The sequence below is a fragment of the Quisquiliibacterium sp. genome (assembly GCF_982640115.1).
In genome coordinates, this window is record NZ_CEXFHW010000137.1 from 1 (window position 1) to 10,979 (window position 10,979).

Here is a 10,979-nt window from a genome sequence, read left to right on the forward strand (position 1 = left end):
CGCTCGCGAGGCGAGACCGCGCCGCTTGGCGCCGCCCTCGCGGGCGCTCGGACACTGCTGCCGGCGCTGCCGCCGGCCTTCGGGCCGGTGCTCGCTGGCATCGCGCAGCGGCTGGAGTCCTCGGCGATGTTCGGCGAGGAGAGCTGCTCGTTCAGCCCCACCGACCTGCACGACGCCCTGGGCACCTGGATCGCGCGCGCCCGCCTGCGGCTGGCGCAGGCGGGCGCGGCGCGGGCCTGAGTCGAGGCGCCGGGCTCAGGACAGCGGCACCTCGAAGCCGCGGCGCACCGCCGGCCGCGCCATGAGGGTCTCGTACCAGCGCTTCACATTCGGGAAATCGGCCAGATCGACCCGGTGCCGCTCATGGCGCCAGGCCCAGCCCAGGATGGCGAAATCGGCCACCGACAGTTCGCCGGCAATGAACTCCTGGCCGGCCAGGCGCCGGTCCATCACCCCGTACAGGCGCCGCGTCTCGTTGCTGTAGCGCTCCAGGCCATAGCGCTGGTCCTGCGGGTCCTTCACGCCCAGGAAGTGATGCACCTGGCCGGGCATCGGGCCAAAGCCGCCCATCTGCCACATCAGCCATTCCAGCACCGGCACCCGCGCGCGCAGGTCGCGCGGCAGGAACCGGCCGGTCTTCTCGCCGAGGTAGAGCAGGATGGCGCCTGACTCGAACACGCTGATCGGCTTGCCTTCCGGGCCCTCGGCATCGACGATCGCCGGGATGCGGTTGTTGGGGCTGATCCGCAGGAAGGCCTCGCCGAACTGCTCGCCCTTGCCGATGTCGATGGGGTGCACCGCGTAGGGCAGTTCCATCTCTTCGAGAGCCACACTGATCTTGCGGCCGTTGGGGGTGTTCCAGGTGTAGAAATCGATCGGCATCGCCGCTCCTCGGTTGGGTCGGGCGATACGATACCTCGGTGGCATCCACAGTCAGGGAGATCAGATGAGCCGTTTCTTCGGGGAGTTCCGTCAGGTGGGCGTCGTGGTGCGCGACATCGAGGCCGCCATGAAGCACTGGGTGGAGGTCTGCGGGGTGGGGCCGTGGTTCTACACCGACCGGCTCGCCGTCACCGAGTTCAGCTACCGCGGCCAGCGCCATGACAATGTTCATCTCTCGATCGCGCTGGCCAACTCGGGCGATGTGCAGGTGGAACTCATCCAGCAGCGCTGCGACACCCCGACCATGTACCGCGACTTCCTGCGCGCCGGCCATGAAGGCATGCAGCACTGGTCGAGCTGGCCGGCCGACTATGACGCCCGCCTGGCCTGGGCGCTGGCCAGGGGCTACACCATCGGCCAGCAGGGCGACAGCGCCCGCGGCCGCTTCGTGTACCTCTGGAACGAGGGACACCCCGGCACGGTGATCGAGATGGCCGACCTCACGCCCGCACGCGACCGCATCTTTCGCGGCATCCGCGAGGCTGCGCAGGGCTGGGACGGCCGCGATCCGGTGCGCCTGACCTGGCCGGGCTGAGCGCGCCGGCGCGCCTGCCGGATAATGACGGGCCATGTCCGCCGACGGCCCGCCCTTGACCCCCAGCCCAGCCCCTGGCGCCGAGACCGAACTCGGCGCCCACACGCCGATGATGCAGCAGTACCTGCGCATCAAGGCCGAGCATGCCGAGCGGCTGCTGTTCTACCGCATGGGCGACTTCTACGAGCTGTTCTTCGACGATGCCCAGCGCGCCGCGCGGCTGCTCGGCATCACGCTTACCCGGCGGGGCGTGTCCGCCGGCCAGCCCATCCCGATGGCCGGCGTGCCGGTGCACTCGGCCGAGCAGTACCTTGCCCGGCTGGTGCGGCTGGGCGAGTCGGTGGCCATCTGCGAACAGATCGGCGACCCGGCCACGAGCAAGGGGCCGGTGGAGCGGCGCGTGGTCCGTATCGTCACCCCGGGCACGCTCACCGACGCTTCGCTGCTGCCCGAGCGCGAGGAGCGCATGCTCATGGCAGCTCTGCCGCAGGGCAGGCTCATGGGTCTGGCCTGGCTGTCGCTTGCCAGCGGCGAATGCTGGCTGGCGCAGACCGATGCGGCCGGCTTCGCCGCCGAGATCGAGCGGCTGCGGCCCGCAGAGCTGCTCTGCCCCGAATCCTTCGACCCGGCGCAGGCGCTGGGCCCGCTGGGCGCAGCCGATGTCCTGCGCGGCCTGGCGCTGGCCCGGGCGCCCGACTGGCAGTTCGATGACGCCCGTGCGCGCCGGCAGCTGACCGAGCTGCTGCAGGTGGCCGATCTTGCCGGCTTCGGCGCCGAGGATGCGCCTGCGGCGATCGGTGCGGCCGGAGCCCTGGTGGCCTACGCGGCCCGCACCCAGGGTCGTGATCCCTCCCATCTGCAGGGACTGAAGGTGCATCACGGCGACACGCTGCTGGTGCTCGACCCGGCCGCGCGCCGCAACCTCGAGATCATCGAGACCCTGCGCGGCGAGCCCGCACCCACCCTGCTGTCGCTGCTCGACCACTGCGCCACCAGCGCCGGCGCGCGGCGCCTGCGGGCCTGGCTGCAGGCGCCGCTGCGCTCGCAGGCCGCCGCGGCGCAACGCCACCAGCGCATCGGCGAACTCAGCACGGGGCTGGCCGACGCGCTGGCACCGGTGCTGGCGCGCTGCGTCGACTTCGAGCGCGTAGCCGCGCGGATCGCGTTGCGCAATGCCCGGCCGCGCGAACTGGCCGCCCTGCGTGATGCCGGCGACACCGTGCGCGAGCTCGCCCGGCTGCTCTCGCCGGCAGCGGGCTTTGCCGATGCGGTGATCGCGCTGCAGCCGCCCGACGAGGCACTGGCCCTGCTGCGGGCCGCGCTGCTCGACGAGCCGGCCGCGCTCGCCCGCGACGGCGGCGTGTTCCGCGACGGCCATGACGCGCTGCTCGACGAGCTGCGCGGCATCGATGCCGGCTGCGACGACTTCCTCGCCGCCATGGAGCAGCGCGAGCGGGCCCGCACAGGCATCGCCAATCTGCGGGTGGGCTTCAACAGCGTGCAGGGCTTCTTCATCGAGATCACGCACGGCCAGGCCGACAAGGTGCCCACCGACTACCGGCGCCGCCAGACCCTGAAGAATGCCGAGCGCTACATCACCCCGGAGCTCAAGGCCTTCGAGGACAAGGCCCTGTCGGCCCGCGAGCGGGCGCTGGCTCGCGAGCGCGAACTCTACGAGAGCCTGCTCGAAGCCTTGTCGGCCTGGGTGCCGGCCTGGCAGGCGATCGGCCGCGCGGTGGCCGAGGTGGATGTGCTGGGCACGCTGGCACGGCGCGCGCTTGCACTGGGCTGGGTGGCGCCGCAGTTCCGCACGCTGCCGGGCATCGAGATCCGCGCCGGGCGTCATCCGGTGGTGCAGGCCGGCGTCGAGCGCTTCGTGCCCAACGACTGCGTGCTCGACGAACGACAACGCATGGTGGTGCTCACCGGGCCGAACATGGGCGGCAAGTCCACCTACATGCGCCAGACCGCGCTGATCGTGCTGCTCGCCTACTGCGGCAGCTGGGTGCCGGCCGATGTCTGCCGCCTGGGCCCGATCGACCGGATCTTCACCCGGATCGGCGCTTCCGACGATCTTGCCGGCGGCCGCTCGACCTTCATGGTCGAGATGACCGAGGCCGCCGCCATCCTGAACGCGGCCACCGATCAGTCGCTGGTCCTGATGGACGAGATCGGGCGCGGCACCTCCACCTTCGACGGCCTGTCGCTCGCGCAGGCGATCGCCTCGCGCCTGATCACGCACAACCGGGCCTTCACGCTGTTCGCCACCCATTATTTCGAGCTCACCCGGCTCGCGCAGCGCCATGCCGGGGTCATCAACCGGCATCTTTCAGCGGTGGAGCACCGCGGCGGCATCGCCTTCCTGCACGAGGTGAAGGACGGCCCGGCCAGCCGCAGCCACGGCCTGCAGGTGGCCCGGCTCGCCGGCCTGCCGGCGCCGGTGGTGAGGGCCGCCGCACAGGTGCTCGAGGCCCTCGAGAGCCAGTCGCGGGCCGACGATGCGCAGATCGATCTGTTTGCCGAGGCGGCGGCGCCGACCGAGCCCGCGCCGGCGGAGCCCGAAACCGACCCCGCGCTGCAGGCCGTGGCCGAGGCCCTGCAGGCGCTGCGGCCCGACGAACTCAGCCCGCGCGAGGCGCTCGATCTGATCTACCGGTGGCGGGCGACGCTCGCCGGGGGTTGAGACCGCTCGCTAGTGCAGCCGTGAACGGTCGAGCGGTGCGCCGGATTCGACCCCGTCGAGCAGGCTGCCGAGGTCGAGGCCGCCATCGCCTTCCAGGGCCATGCGCCGCTCCTGCTCGATCTCCTCCTCGGAGGCCTCGCGCACCTCGGTGATGCGAAGGTCGAAGCGCAGCGCCATGCCGGCGAGCGGATGGTTGCCATCGAGCACCACCGACTCCTCGTTGAAGTCGGTGACGGTGAAGATGCCGTTGCGCTCGTCCTCGCCTTCGCCAAGGCTCTCGAAGGTCATGCCGACCTCAAGCTGCTCGGGGAACTCGCCACGGGGCGCAAGATTGACCAGCTCGGCGTCATAATCGCCAAAGCCGTCTTCGGGCTGCAGATACACCGAGGTGGCGTAGCCCGCGTCATGACCGACCAGTGCGGCCTCGATCTTGGGGAACACCGACCCGAAGCCGCCATGCAGGTAGGTGAGTTCGCGCTCGGCGTCCTCAACCGCTTCGCCCAGGGAATCGAACAGCCGATAGCGCACCGTGACCCACATGCCATCACCCACGCCCATGCCCTGCTCCCTGTATTCGAGATCGATGCGCAACCACCCACCGCCGCTGGGCGAGGTCAGTGTAGACCAGTTCATGCGCCGGCAGTGGCAACGACGCCCCCTGCTGGTCAGGAACGCCATTCCGGGAATCACCCCGCCGGTGTCGCGCGACGAGCTCTTCGCGATGGCCGGCCGGGACGATGTCGAGTCCCGCCTGGTGAGTCGCCGCGGCAAGCGCTGGCAGGTCAGCCACGGCCCGATCGACGCCTCGGCGCTGCCCGACACACGCCAGCGGCAATGGACCCTGCTGGTGCAGGGCATGGACCTGCACGCGCCCGCAGCGCGCGCCCTGCTCGATCGCTTCCGCTTCCTGCCCGATGCGCGGCTCGACGATCTGATGATCAGCTGGGCCTCCGATGGCGGGGGCGTCGGTCCGCACACCGACTCCTACGATGTCTTCCTGGTGCAGGTGCAGGGCCGTCGCCGCTGGCGGATCGCACCGCCGGGCCCGACGCCCCTGTTGCCCGATGCGCCGCTGCGCATCCTGGCGCAGTTCGAGCCCACCGAGACCTGGGTGCTCGAGCCCGGCGACATGCTCTACCTGCCGCCGCAGTGGGCTCACGAGGGCACGGCCGAAGGCGAATGCATGACCTGCTCGGTGGGCTTCCGGGCCCCCTCGCGCCACGAACTGCTGCGCGGCTTCCTGGCCGATTGCGCCGACGAACCGGGCGGGCCCGACCCGCGGCACACCGACCCCGGCCTGCCTCCCACCCGTCAGCCCGGACGCATTCCAGAGCCGCTCGCGGCCTCGATGTCGGCCTGGCTCTCAGGCTGGCGGCCCACCCGGGCGCAGATCGACGACTACCTCGGTCGCTTCCTCACCGAACCCAAGCCGCAGGTCTGGTTCGAGCCGCCTGCCCGGATGCCGGCGCTGCCACGCTGGTGGGCGCAGGCACAGCAGGCCGGCCTGATCGCCGACCGGCGCACCCGGCTCGCATGGCGGGGCGCGCGGCTGTTCATCAACGGCGAATCGGTACCTGCGGGCGCGGCGACGCGCGCCTTGTTGCGCCGGCTGGCAGACCAGCGCGGGCTGGAGCCGGCAAGGCTGGCCGGCGTGAGCGCCGATTCGGCGCTTGCCGAGATGCTGCACGACTGGTTCGCAGCGGGCTGGCTGCAGCTGCCGGCCCGCCACGACCCGCGCAACGATCAGTCGGCGTAGGCGCCCGCAGCGCGGATGATCGGGGTCCAGCGATCGATCTCGGCCTTCAGCCAGCCGCGAAGCGCCTCGGGGGTCTGCTTCTCGGGCGGCACGATCTCCGCGCCGAGTTCGGTGAGCTTGCGCCGCACCTCGGGGTCCTTGAGCGCAGCCTGCAGCGCGCCGTTCAGGCGATCGATGACCGGCCGCGGCGTACCCTTGGGCAGGTACACGCCATGCCAGACCACCACCTGGAAATCCTTCAGGCCGCTCTCGGCGAGCGTGGGCACGTTGGGCAGCGAGGTGATCCGCGAAGGCGCGGTCACCCCGTAGAGCTTGACCGTGCCGGCTGCGATCTGCGGCAGGGTCTGGGTGGTCTGATCGCACAGCACATCGACCTGACCGCCGAGCAGGTCGGTCATGGCCGGCGCCGTGCCCTTGTAGGGCACGGTCACCAGATCGACGCCGATGGCCTTCTGGAAGAGCATGCCGCAAAGATGCGAGACCGCCCCCAGGCCGGCATTGGCCAGGGTGACCTTGTCGCGATTGGCCCGCAGGTAGGTGATCAGTTCCTGCAGGTTGTTGGGCGGGAGGGTCTTGCGTCCGAGCAGGGTCATGGGCACATCGGCCACCTGCCCCACGAACTCGAAGTCCTCCAGGGGGTTGTAGGGCAGCTTGCGATACAGACCCACCGCGGTCGCCATCCCGTTGTGATGGATGAACACGGTGTAGCCATCGGGAGCGGCCTTGGCCACCCGATTGGCGCCGATGGTGCCGCCCGCGCCAGTGGTGTTCTCGACCACCACCGACTGGCCGAGCAGCCGGGTCATCGACGCGGCCAGGGTGCGAGCCAGGACATCGGTGGGGCCGCCGGCGGCAAAGGGCACCACCAGGGCGATCGGCTTGGTGGGATAGGTCTGGGCCTGCGCCGCCAGGGGCATGACCAGGGCGCTGGCCAGGGCGAACCATGCGCCGCGGCGCACGAGGGAACGGATCATCGCGGGTCTCCTCCGGTTGGGTATGACCGTATTATGTCGGGCCGATGAACCGATCGGACCGGCATCCCTGCCTGGAGCAACGCCTTTGTCCCAGCCCAACCTGCATCTGCCCGACCTGCCGCCCGCCGGCGCCGATCTCTCGGTCTACCTCGAGCCCACCGACTTCCTCGACACGCAGCACCCGGCGGTGCAGGCCTTCGTCGCCAGCGCCATCGAGGGCGCGACCGATGCCCGCGCGCGCGCAGTGGCGCTTTTCTATGCGGTACGCGACCGCATCCGCTACGACCCCTACGGCCTGGTATTCGAGCCCGCTGCCTATCGCGCCAGCGCGGTCATCGCGGCGGCGCGCGGGTGGTGCGTGCCCAAGGCCGGGCTGCTGGCGGCCTGCGCACGCGCCGCCGGCATTCCCTCGGCCATCGGCCTGGCCGATGTGGTGAACCACCTCAATACCGAGAAACTGCGCGAGACCATGGGCACCGATGTCTTCTACGACCACGGCTACACCGCGCTGTTCATCGAGGGCCGCTGGGTGAAGGCGGTGCCGGCCTTCAACATCGAGCTGTGCACGCGCTTCGGCGTGCAGCCCACCGAGTTCGACGGCCGCGATCACGCGCTCTACCAGGAGCACGACGCCCACGGCCGGCGGCACATGCAGTACCTCGCCGATCACGGCACCTGGTCGGACCTGCCGCTGACGCAGATCGTCGCCGACTTCCATCGGCACTACCCCGGCATCCTCGCGCGGGCTCAGGCCCGCAGCGCCGGTGCAGCGCCCGCCGACGATGCCTTCGCCTGAGGCGCCCCGGGAATCCACCATGTCCTTCATCGACAAGCTCGGCAACGCCTGGCGCGGCTCGGGCTCGCTGCTGTGCGTGGGCCTCGACCCCGATCTCGCGCGACTGCCGATCGGCCTGCAGGCCCGCCCGGATGGCATTCTCGCCTTCTGTCGCGCCATCGTCGACGCCACCGCCGACCTGGTCTGCGCCTTCAAGCCGCAAATCGCCTACTTCGCCGCACACCAGGCAGAAGACCAGCTGCAGGCGCTCATCGCCCACATCCACACCCGGCACCCCGGCATCCCGGTGGTGCTCGATGCCAAGCGCGGCGACATCGGCTCCACCGCCGAGCGCTATGCCCGGGAGGCATTTGAACGCTATCGCGCCGACGCGGTCACGCTCAGCCCCTACATGGGCACCGACTCCATCGAACCCTGGCTGCAGTGGACCGATCGCGGGGTGATCCTGCTGTGCCGCACCTCCAACAGCGGCGGCGCCGACCTCCAGTCGCTGGAGGTCGCGCCCGGCGAGCGGCTCTACGAGCGGGTGGCGCGCCTTGCGGCCGAGCGCTGGAACCCGCACGGCCAGACCGCGCTGGTGGTGGGCGCCACCGTGCCCGAGGAACTGCGTCGCGTGCGCGCGCTGGTGGGGGACATGCCGCTGCTCGTGCCGGGCATCGGGGCCCAGGGGGGCGACATCGACGCCACCGTGATGGCCGGATGCCGCGCAGACGGGCTGGGCATGATGGTGAACTCCTCGCGCGCCATCCTCTATGCCAGCCACGGCGAAGACTTCGCCGAGGCCGCTCGGCAGGCGGCCCGGGACACTCGTGACGCGCTGCGGCTGGCGGTCGCCAGACGGGTTCGTGGTACCGCGGGCGGTTGACCGGCCGCGCCGCGCCTTCCTACACTCGACAGGCCCCGCAACGCCCTCGCCGGCCGGGTCCGCCGGCAGCCCGTCCCGCGCGGAGGAATCATGCGAATCCTGCTGGCCGAAGACGATGCCGTGCTCGCCGACGGCCTGTGCCGCTCCCTGCGCGGCTCGGGCAATGCCGTCGACCATGTCGCTGACGGCAGTCAGGCCGATGCCGCCCTGGCCCTGCATGACTACGACCTGCTCATCCTGGACATCGGCCTGCCGCTGATGAGCGGCCTCGAGGTGCTGCGCCGCCTGCGGGCACGCAACCAGGGCGTGCCGGTGCTGATCCTCACCGCCGCCGACTCGGTGGCGCAGCGGGTCCAGGGCCTCGACCTCGGCGCTGACGACTACATGGCCAAGCCCTTCGCCCTGAGCGAGCTCGAGGCCCGGGTGCGCGCGCTGGCCCGCCGTCGCGCCGGAGCGAGCTCCTCGCAGCTGCGCTGCGGGCCGCTGCTCTACGACCAGACCGGGCGCATGGCCTTCCTCAACGAACAACCGCTCGAGCTCTCGGCGCGCGAGGTGGGCCTGCTGGAGATCCTCCTGCAGCGCACCGGCCGGCTGGTGAGCAAGGAACAGATCGTGAGCCACCTCTGCGAATGGGGCGAGGAGGTCAGCCACAACGCGATCGAGGTCTACATGCATCGCCTGCGCCGCAAGATCGAGGGCGGCGGCGTGCGCATCGCCACGGTGCGCGGGCTTGGCTACTGCCTGGAGCGGCCCGCCGACGGCAAGCTTGCCGGATGAGTCATCCGATGCCGGGCTCTGCGCGCCCGGACCCTGCCGCCAGAGGCAAGCCCTCGTCGGACACCGGATCGGTGTTCCGAGACCTGCTCTCCACCCACGAGTCCGCGCCGCGTCCGGCGCTGCCACCGACAGCGCCCTCGCCGGGTCGGCTGATCAGCGCCGCGCCTGCCGACCCCCTGGAATCTGCCGGTCAACGCTCCCTGTTCGGGGAGATCCTCGACTGGATGCTGGCGCCGCTGCTGCTGCTGTGGCCGCTGTCGGTGGCGGTGACCTTCGTGGTTGCCCGATCGCTGGCCGATGCGCCCTTCGATCGCGCGCTGGTCGACCATGCCACGGTGCTCGCGCAGCAGGCGCGCGTCTACATGGAAGGCGGGCCGCTGCCGCAGGCGCAGCAGTTGCGCAGCCTGCTGCCCCTGGACGGCGACGGCCGGGTCTGGTTCCAGATCATCGCGAGCGACGGCGAGATGCTGCGCGGGGAGGCCGATCTGCCACCGCCCTCGCTCTACGACTTCCCCGAGATCGGCGTGATCAAGCTGCGCAACGATTCGCTCGCTGGCGAGGAAGTGCGCATTGCCTACACGCACGTGCAGGTCGAGGAGACCGAGGGCGCGGCGCCCACGCTGCTGGTGCAGGTGGCCGAGACCGAACAGGCACGTGACCGGCTGGCCAACGAGATCATCAAGGGCGTGATCTTCCCGCAGTTCGTGATCCTGCCCCTGGCCGTGGGGCTGGTCTGGTTCGGGCTGTCACGCGGACTCTCTCCCCTGCAACGGGTGCGCCAGCGACTGCACGACCGCCGGCCCGACGATCTCTCGCCGATCGACCGTGGCGGCGTGCCGGCCGAGATCGCACCCCTGGTGGACGCCTTCAACGAGTTGCTCACCCGGCTCGACGACCGGATCGGAGCACAGCAGCGCTTCATCGCCGACGCGGCCCATCAGATGAAGACGCCGCTGGCCGGCCTGCGCACCCAGGCCGAGCTGGCGCTGCGCGAGACCGACCCCGCCCAGCTGCGCCGCAGCCTCGAGCAGCTCGCCATTTCCTCGGGCCGGGCAGCGCACCTGATCAGCCAGCTGCTGGCGCTCGCCCGCACCGAGAACCAGCGGGTGGCGGGCGGGCTGCAGCCAATCGATCTCGCGCCCCTGCTGCGCGAGGTGGTCACCGGCTGGGCCGATGCCGCACTGGCCCGCGGCATCGACTTCGGTCTTGAAGATGACGAGCAGTCCAGCCCGATCGCCGGCCATCCCATCCTGCTGCGCGAGCTCTTCGGCAACCTGATCGACAACGCCCTGCGCTACACGCCGGTGGGCGGACGGGTGACGGTGCGCCGGCGCATCGACGGCACCAGCACCGTGGTTGAAGTCGAGGACAGCGGACCGGGCATCGCGCTCGCCGAGCGCGCACTGGTTTTCGAACGCTTCTACCGCGTGCTCGGCTCGGGCACCGAGGGCAGCGGCCTGGGCCTGGCGATCGTGCGCGAGATCGCGCAGCAGCACGGCGCGCGGGTGAGTGTGGGCGGCGCCGAGCCGATCGCCCCCGGCAAAGGCGCGCTGGCGCCACGCATCGGCGTGGGCGCGGTGTTCACGGTGCGATTCCCGCCGGGCCGCTCGCCCCAGTCGCTTTGACAAGCCGGACGCCGCTCCGCTAGACT

11 protein-coding genes are annotated in these 10,979 nt (G+C 71.0%); 8 read left to right on the forward strand and 3 right to left on the reverse strand.

The window, feature by feature from the left end:
* Window positions 1–240: hypothetical protein (locus tag AC2H6A_RS14240; protein WP_484274259.1), on the forward strand; the 240-nt coding region annotated here is incomplete at its 5' end.
* A gap of 15 nt (window positions 241–255) precedes the next feature.
* Here AC2H6A_RS14240 and AC2H6A_RS14245 read toward each other — a convergent pair.
* Entirely contained in the window at window positions 256–882 is a 627-nt protein-coding gene (locus AC2H6A_RS14245) for a glutathione S-transferase family protein (RefSeq protein ID WP_484274260.1), read from the reverse strand.
* Between the two features lie 64 nt (window positions 883–946).
* On the opposite strand from AC2H6A_RS14245, the gene AC2H6A_RS14250 reads away from it, so the two are divergent.
* Both AC2H6A_RS14250 and mutS read left to right on the forward strand, forming a co-directional pair.
* Window positions 947–1,477, forward strand: a complete 531-nt coding sequence (locus AC2H6A_RS14250; RefSeq protein ID WP_484274261.1) for a VOC family protein — start codon at window positions 947–949, stop codon at window positions 1,475–1,477.
* A gap of 34 nt (window positions 1,478–1,511) precedes the next feature.
* Entirely contained in the window at window positions 1,512–4,160 is a 2,649-nt protein-coding gene (mutS, locus tag AC2H6A_RS14255) for a DNA mismatch repair protein MutS (RefSeq protein ID WP_484274262.1), read from the forward strand.
* A gap of 9 nt (window positions 4,161–4,169) precedes the next feature.
* On the opposite strand, the gene AC2H6A_RS14260 is transcribed toward mutS, so the two are convergent.
* On the reverse strand, window positions 4,170–4,718 hold the full coding sequence (locus AC2H6A_RS14260; RefSeq protein ID WP_484274263.1) for an FKBP-type peptidyl-prolyl cis-trans isomerase: 549 nt from the start codon (window positions 4,716–4,718) through the stop codon (window positions 4,170–4,172).
* Here AC2H6A_RS14260 and AC2H6A_RS14265 point away from each other — a divergent pair.
* Window positions 4,699–5,916 (forward strand): ribosomal protein uL16 3-hydroxylase, encoded by a 1,218-nt coding sequence (locus AC2H6A_RS14265; protein ID WP_484274269.1) that lies wholly within the window; start codon window positions 4,699–4,701, stop codon window positions 5,914–5,916. The two genes, AC2H6A_RS14260 and AC2H6A_RS14265, sit on opposite strands and share 20 nt — an antisense overlap.
* Here AC2H6A_RS14265 and AC2H6A_RS14270 read toward each other — a convergent pair.
* The gene (locus tag AC2H6A_RS14270; protein WP_484274264.1) at window positions 5,904–6,890 is read right to left on the reverse strand and encodes a tripartite tricarboxylate transporter substrate binding protein BugD; all 987 of its coding nucleotides are present in this window, start codon (window positions 6,888–6,890) and stop codon (window positions 5,904–5,906) included. The two genes, AC2H6A_RS14265 and AC2H6A_RS14270, sit on opposite strands and share 13 nt — an antisense overlap.
* An 85-nt stretch (window positions 6,891–6,975) precedes the next feature.
* Between AC2H6A_RS14270 and AC2H6A_RS14275 the strand changes: the two genes are divergently transcribed.
* From AC2H6A_RS14275 to AC2H6A_RS14290, 4 genes are all read left to right on the forward strand, one after another.
* Complete coding sequence (locus AC2H6A_RS14275; protein ID WP_484274265.1) at window positions 6,976–7,686, forward strand: transglutaminase-like domain-containing protein; 711 nt, start codon at window positions 6,976–6,978, stop codon at window positions 7,684–7,686.
* Between the two features lie 19 nt (window positions 7,687–7,705).
* The gene (gene pyrF, locus AC2H6A_RS14280; protein WP_484274266.1) at window positions 7,706–8,551 is read left to right on the forward strand and encodes an orotidine-5'-phosphate decarboxylase; all 846 of its coding nucleotides are present in this window, start codon (window positions 7,706–7,708) and stop codon (window positions 8,549–8,551) included.
* A 90-nt stretch (window positions 8,552–8,641) separates the two neighbouring features.
* Window positions 8,642–9,328: a response regulator gene (locus AC2H6A_RS14285; RefSeq protein WP_484274267.1), complete on the forward strand. Its 687-nt coding sequence runs from the start codon at window positions 8,642–8,644 to the stop codon at window positions 9,326–9,328.
* Window positions 9,329–9,399: 71 nt separating this feature from the next.
* A complete protein-coding gene (locus AC2H6A_RS14290; protein WP_484274268.1) occupies window positions 9,400–10,953 on the forward strand; it encodes a sensor histidine kinase N-terminal domain-containing protein in 1,554 nt (517 codons plus the stop codon).
* The last annotated feature ends 26 nt before the right edge of the window (window positions 10,954–10,979 follow it).

Coding starts and splice junctions, on each gene's coding strand:
- mutS (WP_484274262.1), top strand. CDS start 1,512: ATGTCCGCCGACGGCCCGCCCTTGACCCCCAGCCCAGCCCCTGGCGCC.
- AC2H6A_RS14285 (WP_484274267.1), top strand. CDS start 8,642: ATGCGAATCCTGCTGGCCGAAGACGATGCCGTGCTCGCCGACGGCCTG.
- pyrF (WP_484274266.1), top strand. CDS start 7,706: ATGTCCTTCATCGACAAGCTCGGCAACGCCTGGCGCGGCTCGGGCTCG.
- AC2H6A_RS14245 (WP_484274260.1), bottom strand. CDS start 882: ATGCCGATCGATTTCTACACCTGGAACACCCCCAACGGCCGCAAGATC.
- AC2H6A_RS14250 (WP_484274261.1), top strand. CDS start 947: ATGAGCCGTTTCTTCGGGGAGTTCCGTCAGGTGGGCGTCGTGGTGCGC.
- AC2H6A_RS14270 (WP_484274264.1), bottom strand. CDS start 6,890: ATGATCCGTTCCCTCGTGCGCCGCGGCGCATGGTTCGCCCTGGCCAGC.
- AC2H6A_RS14260 (WP_484274263.1), bottom strand. CDS start 4,718: ATGGGCGTGGGTGATGGCATGTGGGTCACGGTGCGCTATCGGCTGTTC.
- AC2H6A_RS14265 (WP_484274269.1), top strand. CDS start 4,699: ATGCCATCACCCACGCCCATGCCCTGCTCCCTGTATTCGAGATCGATG.